Source organism: Mobilisporobacter senegalensis (assembly GCF_003752155.1).
Taxonomy (GTDB): Bacteria; Bacillota; Clostridia; order Lachnospirales; family Lachnospiraceae; genus Mobilisporobacter; species Mobilisporobacter senegalensis.
Map to the genome: position 1 here is coordinate 39917 of NZ_RJVG01000011.1, position 17362 is coordinate 57278.

Consider the following 17362-nt stretch of genomic DNA (forward strand, 5'->3'; position numbering starts at 1 on the left):
ACAGGGGAATGACTAGGTTTATAATTATAATATATCAGCCCGCCTGACAATATAAAAAGCCCGTTGGAATAAAAATCGATTTGATGCAGGCCGGAAAGGCAGCCAAATGATTTTATTCCAACGGGTTTTTAATACTCGTATAAGCAAAGTACCCTGTTTTGATTATTATTTTGTACCGTAAATTCTATCCCCGGCATCACCAAGGCCAGGAAGAATATAACCTTTATCATTTAATCTCTCATCTAAAGCACCGATAAAGATATCTACATCAGGATGAGCTTCCGTAAATTTCTTAACACCTTCCGGGGCAGCAATGAGGCAAAGGAAATGAATCTTTGAAATTCCACGCTTTTTTAATAAATTAATTGCGGCAATAGCAGATCCACCCGTTGCAAGCATAGGATCCACAACAAAGATTTCACGGTCTCCCGAATCTGCCGGTAATTTGCAAAAATATTCAACTGGTTCTAAGGTTTCTTCGTTTCTATATAAGCCAACATGGCCAACTTTCGCATTAGGGATTAAATTCAAGATTCCATCTGCCATGTGAAGACCGGCACGAAGGATAGGGACGATACACAATTTTTTTCCTGCAATTTCTTTTACAGTAGTTTTCATAAGAGGTGTTTCTATTTCAATATCAGCAAGAGGAAGTTCTCTGGTAGCTTCATAACAGATTAACATTGCAACTTCTGAAACCAGATCTCTAAATTCTTTCGTAGATGTTGTTTTCACTCTCATAATACCAATTTTGTGCTGTATTAATGGATGATCCATGATTGTAACTTTTGACATTTTATTACCTCCAGGTGTTTTGGAATTTTGTTCATTGTACGACGGGGCCGTTACACTATTTTTTATTATAACATTATTAAATTGTCGTGAAAAGACTTAAATTAATGAATTCCCTGTTTTTTATTGAGTGCAAACTACCTTTAGTGTGCAATTTGCACTACTTTTTTATCACAGTTCAGCCATAAGCTCGATTTCGCTATGCTGCATCTCGCTTAGGCAGAGCGCCATATAGAAAGTAATAAACAAATTGTTCTTAGTGTGCAAGCACCCACGTACAATTTGTTTATTACTTTCTGCATGGCTGAACTGTAACAAAATTTTTGGAAATTAATATTTACAGTTGCAATATAAATTAAAATACCTTATTATATACAGAAAGCATGATAAACCCTTGATAATACTGGGTTATAGCAATTATAACCCCAAGGAATAGAATTAAAATAATGAAGGGAAGGGATAATATGAATTATAATATAGCCGTCATTCCAGGAGATGGAATTGGACCTGAAATTGTGGAGGAAGCAAAGAAGGTATTAGATGCAGTTGGTAGAAAATACAATCATGTGTTTCATTATACAGAGGTCCTCATGGGTGGTGCATCCATTGATAAAACTGGAGTACCTCTCACTGAAGAAGCTTTAGCTGCTGCCAAAAAAAGTGACTCTATATTGCTTGGAGCTGTTGGCGGAAATGTTTCAACCTCTCCATGGTACATATTACCTCCTGCTCTAAGACCGGAGGCCGGATTATTAGCACTTCGCAAAGGATTGAATCTTTTTGCCAATATAAGACCAGCTATTTTATTTGATGAACTAAAAGGAGCCTGCCCTTTAAAAGATGAGATTATTGGAAATGGATTTGATTTTGTAGTTATGCGGGAATTAACCGGTGGTTTATATTTTGGTGAACGAAAAACTGAAGAAGTAGATGGAATTCGAACCGCATATGATTCTCTCGTTTATAATGAGAATGAGATTAAAAGAATTGCAAGATGGGCATTTGACATAGCAATGAAAAGAAATAAACGAGTCTGCAGTGTAGATAAGGCGAATGTACTTGATTCTTCAAGACTTTGGAGGCAGGTAGTAAAGGAAGTTGCAAAAGATTACCCTGAAGTAGAATTAACAGACATGTTGGTAGATAATTGTGCAATGCAGTTGGTCAAGGATCCAAAACAATTTGATGTAATACTGACAGAGAATATGTTTGGTGATATATTATCAGATGAAGCCAGCATGGTTACAGGTTCTATTGGTATGTTAGCATCTGCAAGTCTTGGGGATACTAAATTAGGATTATATGAACCAAGTCATGGCTCTGCACCAGATATTGCAGGCGAGAATAAGGCGAATCCAATCGCAACAATTCTTTCAGCTGCAATGATGCTTCGTTATTCTTTTGAGCTTGAAGAAGAAGCTAATGCAATAGAAAATGGTATTAAAAATGTTCTTAAGAAAGGGTATCGAACTGTTGATATTATGTCAGAAGGTAAAACAATGGTTGGAACTAAGGAAATGGGACAATTTATCATAAAAGAACTTTAAAACTTTAAAGTAATATAGTACAATGATGTTAACGATGGAAAAGGTGGTAATTATATGAGAAGTGATGCTGTAACAAAGGGGATGCAACAAGCACCCCATAGATCTTTATTTAATGCACTTGGTTTAACAAAAGAAGAAATGGAAAGACCACTTATAGGAATTGTTAGTTCCTATAATGAAATCGTTCCTGGACATATGAACCTGGATAAGATAGTAAATGCAGTTAAGATGGGTGTTGCAATGGCAGGTGGGACACCACTTGTATTTCCAGCAATAGCAGTATGTGATGGTATTGCCATGGGACATATCGGAATGAAATATTCCCTGGTGACCAGAGATTTAATTGCAGATTCTACCGAAGCTATGGCAATGGCTCATCAATTTGATGCATTAGTTATGGTACCTAATTGTGATAAAAATGTACCAGGGCTATTAATGGCCGCAGCCAGAGTGAATATCCCAACCATATTTGTAAGTGGGGGTCCAATGCTTGCAGGTAAAGTGAATGGCTGCAAGACTAGTTTATCAAGTATGTTTGAAGCAGTAGGCGCCTATAGTGCAGGTAATATGACATTAGAAGAAGTAGAACAATATGAAAATAAAGCCTGTCCAACCTGTGGTTCATGTTCTGGTATGTATACAGCCAATAGTATGAATTGCTTAACGGAAGTTCTTGGTATGGGACTTAAAGGCAATGGAACAATACCAGCAGTGTATTCTGAAAGAATAAAACTTGCCAAACATGCAGGTATGCAGATAATGGAGTTAGTGAGAAAAGATATTAAACCTAGAGATATTTTAACAAAAAAAGCATTCTTAAATGCACTTACCATGGATATGGCTTTAGGATGCAGTACCAACAGTATGCTTCACCTGCCTGCGATTGCTCATGAAGCAGGAGTTGAACTTAATGTTGATATAGCAAACGAAATTAGTGAAAAAACACCTAACCTTTGTCATCTTGCACCTGCCGGCCATACGTATATGGAAGATTTAAATGAAGCTGGTGGGATTTATGCAGTTATGAATGAAATTAACAAAAAAGGGTTGTTATATACAGAGTGTTTAACAGTTACAGGAAAGACAGTTGGTGAAAATATAGAAGGATGTGTTAATCTGGATCCTGATACAATCAGAACAATTGACGACCCTTATAGTGAGACAGGTGGAATTGCCGTATTAAAAGGAAACCTTGCTCTTGAAGGATCTGTTGTAAAACGCTCAGCAGTAGATCCTGAAATGATGAAACATGAAGGACCTGCAAGAGTCTTTGATTGTGAAGAAGACGCAATTAAGGCAATCAAAGGCGGAAAAATCATTTCTGGTGATGTAGTTGTAATCCGGTATGAAGGACCAAAAGGTGGACCGGGTATGAGAGAGATGCTTAATCCAACCTCAGCAATCATGGGAATGGGGCTTGGCTCCAGCGTAGCACTTATTACGGACGGACGTTTCAGCGGTGCATCCAGAGGGGCAGCAATTGGTCATGTAGCGCCGGAAGCAGCAGTTGGAGGCAACATCGCACTTGTAGAAGAAGGAGATATTATTCAGATAGATATTATGGCAAATACTCTTAATTTTGTAATCTCTGAGGATGAATTAGAGAAAAGAAGGGCAAAATGGCAGCCAAGAAAGCCAAAAGTTACAAGCGGGTATCTTGCCCGTTATGCATCAATGGTCACTTCAAGCAGCCGTGGTGCAATTCTTGAAATACCTGCAAAATAGGTCAGAAACTCAAATTAATTTAAGTAATGATGTCAGGGGAACATAATACTAGAAAGAGGTGCAATATGCAATTAACCGGATCAGAAATAGTGATTGAATGTTTAAAAGAGCATGGAATAGATACAGTATTTGGGTATCCTGGTGGTACGATCTTAAACATTTATGATGAATTATATAAACATAGTCATGAAATAACACATATCTTAACGTCTCATGAACAAGGTGCGGCTCACGCAGCAGATGGATATGCCAGAGCAACTGGAAAGGTGGGAGTCTGTTTTGCGACCTCAGGTCCAGGGGCAACTAACCTTGTAACTGGTATTGCTACCGCATATATGGATTCAGTACCATTAGTAGCAATTACTGCCAATGTAGCGGTACCGCTGCTTGGGAGAGACAGCTTTCAGGAAATTGATATCGCAGGGGTAACAATGCCTATTACAAAACATAATTTTATCGTAAAAGATGTTGAAAAGCTGGCGGATACCATTCGCAGAGCATTTGTGATAGCAAAGACAGGAAGACCTGGTCCTGTATTAGTAGATATTACAAAAGATGTTACAGCAAATAAAGCAGAATATACAAAAAAAGAACCTAGTATTCCTAAAAGATCCACCAGTAAAATTTTAGACAGTGACATTGAAACAGCAGTAGAATTAATTAAATCAGCAAGAAGACCTTATATCTTTGTTGGTGGTGGAGCTGTTATTTCGGAAGCAGATAAAGAATTAAAAGAATTTGTTTATAAAATCAATGCTCCCGTAGCAGACACACTTATGGGAAAAGGTGCTTTTGATGGAGAAGACCTGCTCTATACAGGAATGCTTGGTATGCATGGAACAAAAACTTCCAATCTTGGAGTTACAGAATGTGATTTATTGATTACCGTTGGTGCAAGATTTAGCGATCGGGTTGTAGGAAATCCTAAAATGTTTGCAAGAAAGGCAAAAGTTCTGCAAATTGATGTGGACCCGGCAGAAATTAATAAGAATATTTTAACTTATTCAAGCATAATAGGAGACATAAGGGAAGTATTGCAAAGATTAAATGATAGATTAGAACAATTAGAGCATAAAGAATGGATTGATAGAATTGTGGAACTTAAGAATAAATATCCACTCCACTATAAACCATCTAAATTATGCGGACCTGAAATTGTAGAGAAGATATATGAAATAACCGAGGGAGATGCCATTATATCTACAGAAGTTGGCCAGCATCAAATGTGGAGCGCCCAATTTTTCAGATATAAAAAACCTAGAACATTAATAACATCTGGTGGTCTTGGTACCATGGGATATGGTCTTGGAGCTTCGATAGGTGCTAAACTGGGTATGAAAGACAAGTTAGTTGTAAATATTGCTGGTGATGGTTGTTTTCGAATGAACATGAATGAGATAGCTACAGCAACCAGATATAATATACCGATTATACAGGTGGTAATTAATAATCATGTATTAGGTATGGTTCGCCAGTGGCAGACTTTATTCTATGGAAAGCGTTATTCTAATACAGTATTAAATGATAAAGTAGATTTTGTGAAATTAGCAGAAGCAATGGGAGCCGTTGGAATACGAGTTACTACTATTGATGAATTTGAAGATGCATTCCGTAAAGCAATTGATTTAAAAACACCAGTAGTAATCGACTGCCAGATTGATGAAGAAGATAAAGTTTGGCCAATGGTTGCCCCGGGTGCAGCAATCAGTGAAACCTTTACAGCAGAAGATTTAGAAAAGAAAGAAGAAAACTAATCCATAATGTAAAATAATAGAAAATATTGTAATTTGAAGGAGTATTGACTAAAATTTAACTTTGCTTTATAATATTAACCAATTAAAGTGTTCATGAGTTAAAATACATTCATGAGTTAAAATATTAAGGAGGATTTTCAAGTGGGTCGTATTTATAATTTTTCAGCAGGTCCAGCTGTGCTACCTGAAGAAGTACTAAAAGAAGCAGCAGAAGAAATGTTAGACTATAAGGGAACTGGAATGTCAGTAATGGAGATGAGTCACAGATCGAAAGCATATGAGACCATTATTGGAGAAGCAGAACAAGACTTAAGAGATTTAATGAATATTCCCGACAATTATAAAGTATTATTCCTTCAAGGTGGTGCTTCCCAGCAATTTGCGATGATTCCTATGAATCTCATGAAGAACAAAGTAGCAGATTATATCATTACAGGTCAATGGGCTAAGAAAGCATATCAAGAAGCAGCTATCTATGGGAAAGCAAATGCAATCGCATCTTCTGCAGATAAAACTTTTTCATATATTCCGGATTGTTCGGATCTGCCGATCAGTGAAGATGCAGATTATGTATACATATGTGAGAATAATACAATTTACGGTACAAAATTTAAAAAATTACCAAATACAAAAGGCAAAACTTTAGTAGCTGATGTGTCTTCTTGTTTTCTTTCTGAACCAGTAGATGTAACAAAATATGGAGTAATCTATGGTGGTGTTCAAAAGAATATTGGACCGGCAGGAGTTGTTATTGTAATAATCCGTGAGGATCTGATCACAGAAGATACTCTTCCTGGTACGCCGACCATGTTAAAATATAAGATACATGATGATAATAAATCACTTTATAATACACCACCAGCATATGGAATTTATGTTTGCGGCAAGGTATTTAAATGGATCAAGAAGATGGGTGGACTTGAAGTGATGAAAGAAAGAAATGAAAAGAAGGCAAAAGTTCTTTATGATTTCTTAGATCAAAGTACTATGTTTAAAGGTACCGTTGCGAAAGAAGACCGTTCCTTAATGAATGTTCCATTTGTAACCGGTGATGCTGAATTAGACGCTAAATTTGTAAAAGAAGCAAAGGCGGCAGGCTTTGAAAATCTGAAAGGCCATAGATCTGTTGGCGGTATGAGAGCAAGTATTTATAATGCAATGCCTTATGAAGGTGTAGTAAAACTTGTTGAGTTTATGAAAAAATTTGAGGAAGAGAATAAATAGAAGAGGTGTTATTATGGTAAAAGTAAATTGCTTGAATCCTATAGCAGCGGTAGGAATGGATTTATTCTCTGCTGATTATGCTAAGACAGAAAATATGCAGGAGGCAGATGCTGTTTTAGTTCGAAGTGCTGCAATGCATGATTTGGAATTACCTGAGAATTTAAAAGCGATAGCAAGAGCTGGTGCAGGTGTGAATAATATTCCATTAGACAAATGTGCAGGGAAAGGTATTGTTGTATTTAATACACCAGGTGCCAATGCCAACGGTGTAAAAGAATTAGCAATTGCCGGACTTTTGCTTGCTTCCAGAGATATTGTGGGTGGTATTAACTGGGTTGCTGAGAATAAAGCAGATGAGAATATTGCTAAAAATGTTGAAAAGGCAAAATCAAAATTTGCCGGTAGAGAAATTATGGGTAAAAAATTAGGTGTCATTGGGTTAGGTGCAATCGGGGTATTGGTTGCCAATGCCGCCAATCGTCTGGGAATGAAAGTATATGGCTGTGACCCTTATATTTCAGTGGATCATGCCTGGAATTTATCCAGAGATATCATCCATGTAAAAACCAACGATGAGATCTATAAAGAATGTGATTATATAACAGTTCACGTACCTTTACTTGATGAAACAAAACATATGATTAATACAGAAACGATCAGTAAGATGAAAGATGGAGTGGTAATTCTTAACTTTGCAAGAGATTTACTTGTAAATGAAGATGATATGGGCGAAGCTCTTAAATCAGGTAAAGTGGCAAGATATGTAACAGATTTTCCGAATGCAAAGACTGCAAATATGGAGGGTGTCATTGCGATTCCACATCTTGGAGCATCCACGGAAGAATCAGAAGATAATTGTGCAGTTATGGCTGTAAAGCAAATCATGGATTATATTGAGAATGGTAATATTAGAAATTCTGTAAACTATCCAAGCTGTAATGCAGGAATCTGTGAATCTGCTGGCAGAATTGCAATTAATCACAGAAATATCCGCAATATGCTTAGTCAGTTTACATCTGTATTCTCAGGAGAGAATATTAATATTGCCAATATGATTAATAAAAGTAAAGGTGAATATGCATATTCCATCTTTGATATAGAAATACCTTCTACTGAGGAACTTGTGAATAAACTCGCAAGTATTGATGGAGTGCTGAAGGTAAGAATTATCAAATAAAACTTAATTTAGGATATGATATGGCATACGGTGTTAGAGAAACATTATATTTAATGAGTCTCTGACACCGTAATTTATTTATTGTCTCCATATAACATAAATTATGCAATTATAAAAAATGAACAAATAGAAATATAATATTTAGTGAAATATAAACAGTTTTGCTATTCAAAGCTAAGTTGTATGATATAAGTATTGACAAACCTGGATAGCATGATATAATAAAAACTGTTATATACATACGAGTTTATAAGCGAGGGAATTGTACATAATGACTAATAATAAAAGAGTGACAAGAGCCGACGTAGCGAAGTATGCAGATGTTAGTGAAACTATAGTATCTTATGTGATTAATAACAACCGGTATGTTGATAAGAACAAAAGAGAACGAGTGGAAGAAGCAATAAGAGTATTGAATTATCGACCTAATAATGTGGCCAGAGCCTTAAAAGGCAAGCAAAGTAATCAGATTATATTTATAGCAGATCAAATTACCAACGAATATTTCAGCCGTATTGTTAGTGAGATGGACAAATTTGCATATAATAAAGGATATTTAATATCTTTATGTGCCAATAGAAATACCCAAGAGTTTGTGTCACAGGTAATTAGCCGTCAATATGATGGAATTATTATAAGCTCAATAAGCTTTCCAGAAGAATATGTGAAGCAATTTGCGGATGCTAATATCCCATTGGTGCTCTTTATGAATCGAAGATATCATAACCTGCCCAAGAATGTAGGAATTATTGACTCAGGATTATACAGTGGGGCAAGAGATTGTGTTAAGTATCTGGTGGCGAAAGGCAGAAAGCACATTCTGTATTTAGATAGAATTAGTTCTAAAGGAACTATAAGTACAATGGATGATTTAAGATTGAGCGGATTTGTAGATCAGATGGGTGAGAGTAAATTAGATTTTACGAAAGAGCAGATTATTGCTGGTTGTTACTCAGAAGAACAGGTAGAAAGAGAAATCATAAAAAGAATCCAAAACGGGCTTAAAGTAGACGGCATTTTTGGAAGAAATGATATGTTAGCCTGTGTCGCCATGTCTGCTGTAAAGAAGTTAAATTTAAAAGTACCAGAAGACATATCAGTAATTGGATTTGATAACTCGTCCATAAGCAGGTTCTGCAGTCCTAAATTAACCACTATGGAAATGCAGCGGGAAGAAATTAGTAAAGCAGCAATTGATATGCTCCAAATGATTATTGATGGAAAAGACGGTGAGCTGAAAGCCGCGTTTAAAACGAATCTAATCCGTAGAGAAAGTACTTGTGATATTTAAATGTTTAATGAACGAATTGATGGGAATCATTATTTTAGATGAGGCAGATTTGTTCTGAATCGGGGCAAATCTGTTACTCAAAAGGTAGATTTTATTAGATAATAAAATCTTTTTAAATGAGAAGTGTACATACGAGTGTATGCTTCCAAAATATAGTAAGATTTTAGAGAATTTTTTAAATTTAAGTGAGAAAGTTATACTTATAAGAAATAACAATTTATTTATATTTATCGAATGGCTTCCAGCTGTAACATTTCCTGAATTAAGTTTCGCCTGATAATATATGACATCATGGGAAAGCATAAATATGTGATTGTTATCCTTATAAGTAACTTAATAAATTTACAAAAAGGAGAGGATTAAAATGAGTAAAATGAAAAAGGTATTAGCATTATTGTTAATCGTTGTATTAACAGTATCATTGGGGGCCTGTAAAAGCTCTAAAAAAGAAGAACCTAAAGCAGATGTAACAACGGAGGATGGAGAGCCAGCAGGTGAAGAAGTATCAGAATCAGATGGTGAATATGAATTTACAGAACCAGTTACTATAAAATTTGCTAATTATGCAGTTTTAGAGGCAGGTTATGATAAATTCTGGGAAGATGTAAAAAAAGGTTTTGAAGAAAAATATCCAAATATCAAAATTGAATATATGACAGCAGAATATGGACAAATGCTTACACAAGTTGTTACCTGGGCCGGCGGCGGAGAAATTGTTGATCTGGTACTTGGTGAGATTCCCTGGATACCAACCCTTGCAGATGCAGGTCTTGCAGTTCCGGTAACAGATGCATTCTCAGAAGATTATTTATCACAGATATATCCTTCTATGTTGGAAGCTACGAATGTAGATGGAGTTCCTTATGGAATACCAATGTATGCATCACCATTTGTAATGTTTTATAACAAGGACTTATTTGAACAAGCAGGCTTAGATCCCAATGCTCCACCAACAACAGTAGCAGAAATGATGGAAGTTGCACCAAAGCTTGCAGCTTTAAAAACAGCAGACGGAAATCCGGTTTATCCTTTTGGTATGACAACAGGTTCAGTATCCGTATCCGGTTCCTGCCTGACTTCTTTAATATATGGTTTTGGCGGCTCTGTACTTGATGCAGATGGCAATCTGGATGTAGATAATGACGGATTTAAACAGACATTTGAATTCATAAAAGAATTAGATGATAAAGGATATAATCCTCAGGTTAGTAAATTAAAAGATTTAAGAAATTTATTTGCACTCGGTCAACTTGGTATGTACTATGATACATCCTGGGGATTTAATGGAGTAAATTCTATTAATTCTACTGCAAAAGAATTTATAGCTTCTGCTGCACCTTTATCCGGCGGAGCAGGCAAAGGAGAAAGTTTAATTCAAGCTCATACATTTATGATGGCAAACAATGGTGAAGCTCAGGTTGAAGCAACAAAATTATTAATTAAATATATCCTTACAGAAAAAGTATTAGCTCCATATCTACAAAATGTTGCACCAGGTTATCCTTCTATGAGCGCATTAAGTGAAATACCTGCAATTACAGAATCACCAGTACTTTCAGGGGCATTAAGTTCATTGAATACTGCAAAAGGAATTGCTAATATTCCAGCAATAAATGACTTTAATATTGAACTTACATCATTAGCTCAAGCTGTTACGGTAGATAATAAAGATATAGATACTGCAATAAATGACTTTAAAACTTCAGCAGGAAGTATTTTGGGAAATTAACAAAAAATAAACTGGCAGGGGAAGTATTCCTCTGCCAGACTAAAACAAAGACTAATCTAGATTGCACATAGGATTTATGGAGAAGAAAGATATGAATAAGAATGAGAATAGAAAGGGGAACTTATAATGCAAATCAAGTCAGGATCACTGGATTCCCGTAAGACAAAAGGTGGGCCATTAATCAAAAAAACTACGAAAGATAAATTATTTGCCCTGGCATTACTTACCCCAAGTATCATAGTTACAGTTATGTTTATATTAGTACCGGTATTTGATTCCGTTATAAAAAGTTTTCAAAATTATAAAATTAAAAATATTATCGCTAAAATACCTGGCGAGTGGAATAATTTTGACAATTATGTAAAGTTATTTTCAAATAATAAACTCTTACCTTCAATTCAACTGACATTAATATTTGTTGGAGGAGTAGTTTTATCCCAGTTTATTCTTGGAATGGCAATGGCTTTAGTTTTAAACTCAAACTTGAAAGGGGCAAGGTTCATTCGAAGCGTCATGATGGCTCCCTGGATTGTGCCAACAATTATATCTGGTCTTATATGGATGTGGATATATCAACCACAATATGGGTTGTTAAAATATGTAGTAAATATATTTAGTTTTGGTAATGTATCAGATTTTGCAATGTTAAATAATCCAGCTACGGCTCTTTTAGGAATTGCAATTGCGGCCCTTTGGAAACAGATTCCTCTTACGGCACTTTTACTCGTATCAGGACTGGCAAATGTGCCAGAAGAAACCATGGAAGCTGCAACTGTAGATGGTGCGAATGCAGTGGATCGATTCTTTCATATTACGATACCATATATGAAAAGCGTTATTAAAGTTACTGCATCAATGGCTATTATTGAGAACTTTAAACAATTCCCTCTTATTTGGACGATGACGGGCGGAGGCCCTAACAATTCAACAAGTACATTAGCAATTTTAAGTTACAGGGAAGCATTTGTATCAAATAATCTTGGTTCGGGAGCAGCAGTGACTACTGTCTGGATGCTGCTGATGATTGTAGTTGTTGTACTGTTCAATTTTGTCTTTAAAGATACAAATGTAGATTAGGAGGGATAATACATATGAAAAAGAAACAGATTATTTTTGGTACCATTCGCTATCTGGTGGTTGCATTGATTTTATTATTTCTCTTATTCCCATTATATTGGGTTTTAATAACATCTTTTAAAGAAAATATGGAGGCATATAAATTCCCGCCTACATTCTTTCCTCAATTACCAACAGCAAAAGCATATATTAAGTTATTTACAGAAGATCAGAATTTCTTTCGTTATTATATAAATAATTTTATTGTATCTGGAGCATGTGCTATATTAACTACTTTTATGGCCATTATATCAGGATATGCCCTGTCAAGATTTCATTTTAAGTGGAATAAGTGGGTTGTAGCAGCATTTACTTCAGCACAGATGTTTCCAATTGTAAGTCGTATGATTTCATTGTATGGACTTATGGGAAAGATGAATTTGATTAATACACAGCAAGGGTTAGTTTTGGCATTGACTGCTGCAATGATTCCATTTTCCACTATGCTCATGGCCAGCTTCTTTGACAGTATACCAGAAGTTCTGGAAGAGGCAGCCTTTATTGATGGTGCAGGTAGATTTAAAATTTTATTTTCTGTAATTATGCCATTGGTAAAACCAGGTATTGTTGCAGTTGGAATCTATTCTTTATTAATGACATGGGATGATTACCTTCATGCAAGCACGCTAATTCAAACAGACTCCCTTCGTACACTTTCGGTAGGTGTTTCAGTCAGGTATTTAGGAGAATTATCTTATGATTGGTCACTTGTTAATACAATTTCAGTAATTGGAGTTATTCCAATGTTACTTCTATTCTTTTTCTTTCAGAAGCATCTTGTGAAAGGACTTGTGCAGGGAGCAGTAAAAGGATAAGTAAAATTGACTAAAATATGAATGAAGAAAGAAGGACATAAAATGTTAGTAACGAATAAAGAAAATATAGAGCATGCAAGCCGTAATGGATATGCTATCCCAGCGATCAATACACAGGGTGGCAATTATGATATCATATGGGCCATTTGCAGGGCCGCCGAAGAGATGAAGTCCCCCATTATTCTGGCACATTATGTATCAACAGGCGGATATTCAGGAAATGATTGGTTCGTAGAGGTATCAAAATGGTGTGCCAATAAAGTATCCGTTCCCGTATCCATTCATCTTGATCATGGTGACAGCTATGAAATATGCAAAGAAGCATTGGAACTTGGCTTCACATCAATTATGATTGATGGTTCAACAAGACCAATTGAAGAAAATGCTGAAATAACCAATAAAGTTTTAGCTGAAGCAGAAAAATACGATGTAATGGTTGAAGCAGAAATTGGAGAACTTGTGCGATTGGATGAGAATGGCGCAGCAACAGAGAATAAAAACATTGCAAATCCAGAAGATGTTCGAAAATTCCTTGCTCTGTGCAGCCCGGATTCCCTGGCCATTGGAATTGGAAATGCCCACGGTTATTATAAAGGTGAACCAGATATTAAACTGGAAGTCCTAAAAGCAGTAAGAGAGTTTTCAGATATTCCACTAGTACTACATGGTTGTACAGGGATGTCAGAGAGCGTGATTAAGGAAGCCATTGGACTGGGAGTAGCTAAAATTAATTTTGGTACAGAAATCCGTTATAAGTATGTAGAACATTACTCAGAAGGACTGGAGAATCTAAATCATCAGGGACATTCATGGAAACTGTCTCAATATGCCAATGATAAACTGACAGAAGATGTGAAAGCAATTATACGATTGGCAGGATCCGAAGGAAAAGCACCAGTGAATAAATAATATCAATAAAAGGGAGGAAAAGATGAAGAAAAATAGTGAGATTACATACAAAGAAATATATAAACAACCAGATTCTTTTCAGGCAATCAACAATTCAATAGAAGAAATTTATAAAGTATTGGACCAGGTATTTCATAGCGATGAGACGTACGATGAATTGATTTTTACTGGATGTGGAACCTCCCTCTACCTTGCTCAGGCTGCAGCACAAGTGTTTTCAAGTTATAATAAAATATCAGCAAAAGCTGTTCCATGTTCTGAATTGTACTTTTTCCCGGAAACTTTTCTGGAAGATAGAAAGGTATTGGTTCTTCCAATTACAAGAAAAAGCTATACAACAGAGGTACGCATGGCCATTGATAAGGTTCGTTCTTTTGAAAATGTAAAAACATTAGCAATTTCCTGTGACAGAGACAGTAGATTATATAATGACCATATGCTGCTATCTCCCGAAGCTGATGAAAAAAGTATTATTATGACGGGTTCCTTTACCAGTATGGTATATTTATCTGTAATCTTAGCAATGTACGCAGGTGGGCAAAGAACGAAAATTGACATGATGATGAATTATAAGACAGTTGCGGAAGAATTATTGGAAAAGATGGATAGACTTGCAAAATCTATCGTAGAGGAACATAATAATATTAATTTGTTTGTTACTCTTGGGCAAGGTGTTTATTATGGAATCGCCAATGAATGTATGAATAAGATGAAAGAAATGGGTCTTACGAATTCAGAAGCATATTATGGAATGGAATATAGACACGGGCCAATGAGCTTAGTAGATGAGAATACACTGATCATATCTTTGTGTCATTCAAAAACCAATGAAACAGATGCAGGCATTTTAAAAGAGATGAAAAGTTATGGTGCAACAACGGCAGCCATTGGGGAAGGGGTAAGTAAATCTATGTCTGATGCAGATTATACCCTGGATTTAGATTATGGTTATAACGATGACCAATATGCACCAGTCATTGGATTTATCGGTCAATTTATTGGATATTATATAGCAGAGAAAAAAGGGATTGATGCAGATAACCCAAGACATTTAGCGCAGGCAATTGTTTTAAAATAGTTATGAACAGAAAAAAGAAAAGAGGAATGCTCCATGAAAAAACAACTTAATGTTGGGTTTATTACGACCCTTTCAGGAAGATGGCCCAGAGAACTTCCTGAAAAAAGGATGAAAGAATATGGGGAATGGCTTGAAAATAATCTCAAGGGAATAAATTTAATCAAGGCAAAATCTTTGGGAGATTCTCCCCAGGCAATAGAGAAAATCTCAAATCAATTTAAAGCAGAAGCCGTAGACATTATTATTATGGTCTATGGTGCATTTACAGGAGATGATGCATCTACCTGCCTTGCTGAAAATCTGGAAGTACCAATTGTCCTTTGGGCACCTCATGAACCAAGTTTTGATAAAAATGACAGATTATATGCTAACGCATTGGTAGCTGTTACCATGAATACAGCATCATTAAAGAAACTTGGACATACTTGTTACCCTGTCTATGGGGATAAGGAAGAAGAGGCTATTGCATTAAAAGTAATTAATCTGATTTCAGCATATAACACAATAAAGAAATTAAAAGGCACTGTATTAGGGCTGTTTGGTTATCGACCTACTGCTTTTTATAATTCCAGCTTCAGTGAGAGCCTGATTCGAAAGACTTTTGGAATCAGAATGGAAGAAACAGATCTGAAAGTGGTATTTGATGAAATGGATCATGTACCGGAAGAAGCATACGAAGCAGATATGAAGAAAGTAGGAGAAGATTATGCTGTCAGTCATCTCCCAGAAGGACATCTTGAAAATCATTCCAAATTATATGTTGCACTAAAAGAACTTATGAAGAAACAAGCCTATGATTTTGCTACGATTAAATGCTGGCCGGAAATGGGGAATCTCCATACGACTCCTTGCGCAGTATTAGGCAGGCTGGCAGATGAGGGAATTAATATTGGCTGTGAAGGTGATATTGATGCGGAACTGGCGCAGATCGTCCAGCATTATCTTACCGGTCTTCCAACCTTTATTACGGATATGATCAATATTGATGAAGAACAAAATATAATGACTTTCTGGCATTGCGGAAATCCTGCTCCTTCTTTAAAAAATCCAAAACATGACTTTACCATGAATAATCATCCACTGGCTGGACAAGGAACTGCCTTCTATGGGGCATTAAAAGAAGGTAAGGTGACGATAGCAAGATTCTGTAATATTGATGATTCATATAAATTATTCTTACTTAGAGGAACCTCTATCGATATGGACCGCTATACAAAAGGAGCTATGGCTAATATAAAGGTAGATGCTCCTGTTAGAGACATTGTAGAGAGAATCATGGAAGAAGGAATTCCTCATCATTACAGTATTGTTTGGGAAGATGTTGCAGATTCTATGATAGCTGTCTGTAAACTATTAAATATACCGGTTATTGAGATGTAAATATATTATTTTAATAAATTATTCATAGATCTAAAACAAGGGCTGCTCATTTTGATAATGAAGCAGCCCTTAGCATTGATTTGACACATATCAGACAATTACAGCTTCTGCAAAACATTCCGGCAAGTGAAAGTTCCAGGTCGGGATATCAATTTTTGTATAGCTGCCATAATGAGCAATAGGGATATCATTATGACAAAGTTTATAAAAATTACATCGTATTATGTCACCGGGTGTAAACAGATCTTTCCCAAAAAGATCTTTTACATATTGCAAAGGAATGGTTACTTCAACATTCCAGGAATCCTTATCAATTTGTGCTGCACATACACATCGTGCATTGGTAAACTCGGTATAAACTTTTCTTCCAGGTGGCTTTTCTCCAAATCGATTAAGCATGGCACCGTTAGCATTCATTTCAATATTTACATAGGTCCCTTTCTTTTCTTCAGGTGCAAAGTCAATGAAGGCTTCCATGGCACTATCTTGAAAAACAGGATCTTCATTATTAATAAAAGTCCGTAATGGATTTTTTTCTTCACATTTCATGTAAATGATAAATCCTTTCTCTTTGATATAGGCCATTTTTCCATAAGCTGCCGGTCTATAATCTCCACCCCAATTGTATTTGTCAATATAAAAAGTGGGACAATCACTTAGTTGGGATTTTTCTTCAATCGTATGTACTTCATATTTCATAACTATTCCTCCAATAGGTAATATTAATTAATGATCCAGTGAACTATATTTCATTATACAGGATATAAATGAGAATAGTTCATATTGTCATGCAATCGTTTGCGTAAAAACGTATACAAATTTTAC

14 protein-coding genes are annotated in these 17362 nt (G+C 35.8%); 12 read left to right on the forward strand and 2 right to left on the reverse strand.

Annotated features, from left to right (window positions below; all coding sequences use genetic code 11):
• Positions 1–165: 165 nt before the first annotated feature.
• Complete coding sequence (upp, locus tag EDD66_RS15145) at positions 166–795, reverse strand: uracil phosphoribosyltransferase (RefSeq protein ID WP_123610426.1); 630 nt, start codon at positions 793–795, stop codon at positions 166–168.
• 461 nt (positions 796–1256) lie between these two features.
• On the opposite strand from upp, the gene leuB reads away from it, so the two are divergent.
• From leuB to EDD66_RS15205, 12 genes are all read left to right on the forward strand, one after another.
• Positions 1257–2339: a 3-isopropylmalate dehydrogenase gene (gene leuB, locus EDD66_RS15150; RefSeq protein WP_123610427.1), complete on the forward strand. Its 1083-nt coding sequence runs from the start codon at positions 1257–1259 to the stop codon at positions 2337–2339.
• 54 nt (positions 2340–2393) lie between these two features.
• Positions 2394–4064, forward strand: coding sequence for a dihydroxy-acid dehydratase (gene ilvD, locus EDD66_RS15155; protein ID WP_123610428.1), 1671 nt, complete (start codon positions 2394–2396; stop codon positions 4062–4064).
• A gap of 65 nt (positions 4065–4129) precedes the next feature.
• Positions 4130–5818 (forward strand): biosynthetic-type acetolactate synthase large subunit, encoded by a 1689-nt coding sequence (ilvB, locus tag EDD66_RS15160; RefSeq protein WP_123610429.1) that lies wholly within the window; start codon positions 4130–4132, stop codon positions 5816–5818.
• Between the two features lie 141 nt (positions 5819–5959).
• Positions 5960–7042, forward strand: a complete 1083-nt coding sequence (gene serC, locus EDD66_RS15165; protein WP_123610430.1) for a 3-phosphoserine/phosphohydroxythreonine transaminase — start codon at positions 5960–5962, stop codon at positions 7040–7042.
• A gap of 13 nt (positions 7043–7055) precedes the next feature.
• On the forward strand, positions 7056–8219 hold the full coding sequence (locus EDD66_RS15170; RefSeq protein ID WP_123610431.1) for a phosphoglycerate dehydrogenase: 1164 nt from the start codon (positions 7056–7058) through the stop codon (positions 8217–8219).
• 271 nt (positions 8220–8490) lie between these two features.
• Positions 8491–9510, forward strand: a complete 1020-nt coding sequence (locus tag EDD66_RS15175) for a LacI family DNA-binding transcriptional regulator (RefSeq protein ID WP_243115384.1) — start codon at positions 8491–8493, stop codon at positions 9508–9510.
• 364 nt (positions 9511–9874) lie between these two features.
• Positions 9875–11239 carry an ABC transporter substrate-binding protein gene (locus EDD66_RS15180; protein ID WP_243115385.1) on the forward strand — a complete coding sequence of 455 codons (1365 nt, stop codon included), beginning with the start codon at positions 9875–9877 and terminating at the stop codon, positions 11237–11239.
• 126 nt (positions 11240–11365) lie between these two features.
• Positions 11366–12316 carry a carbohydrate ABC transporter permease gene (locus tag EDD66_RS15185; protein WP_123610432.1) on the forward strand — a complete coding sequence of 317 codons (951 nt, stop codon included), beginning with the start codon at positions 11366–11368 and terminating at the stop codon, positions 12314–12316.
• 14 nt (positions 12317–12330) lie between these two features.
• The gene (locus tag EDD66_RS15190) at positions 12331–13170 is read left to right on the forward strand and encodes a carbohydrate ABC transporter permease (protein WP_123610433.1); all 840 of its coding nucleotides are present in this window, start codon (positions 12331–12333) and stop codon (positions 13168–13170) included.
• 42 nt (positions 13171–13212) lie between these two features.
• On the forward strand, positions 13213–14079 hold the full coding sequence (locus EDD66_RS15195; RefSeq protein ID WP_123610434.1) for a class II fructose-bisphosphate aldolase: 867 nt from the start codon (positions 13213–13215) through the stop codon (positions 14077–14079).
• A 22-nt stretch (positions 14080–14101) separates the two neighbouring features.
• Positions 14102–15157, forward strand: coding sequence for an SIS domain-containing protein (locus tag EDD66_RS15200; protein WP_123610435.1), 1056 nt, complete (start codon positions 14102–14104; stop codon positions 15155–15157).
• A gap of 33 nt (positions 15158–15190) precedes the next feature.
• The gene (locus EDD66_RS15205) at positions 15191–16537 is read left to right on the forward strand and encodes an L-fucose/L-arabinose isomerase family protein (protein WP_123610436.1); all 1347 of its coding nucleotides are present in this window, start codon (positions 15191–15193) and stop codon (positions 16535–16537) included.
• A 90-nt stretch (positions 16538–16627) separates the two neighbouring features.
• On the opposite strand, the gene EDD66_RS15210 is transcribed toward EDD66_RS15205, so the two are convergent.
• A complete protein-coding gene (locus tag EDD66_RS15210; RefSeq protein ID WP_123610437.1) occupies positions 16628–17236 on the reverse strand; it encodes a carbohydrate-binding family 9-like protein in 609 nt (202 codons plus the stop codon).
• Between the last annotated feature and the right edge of the window lie 126 nt (positions 17237–17362).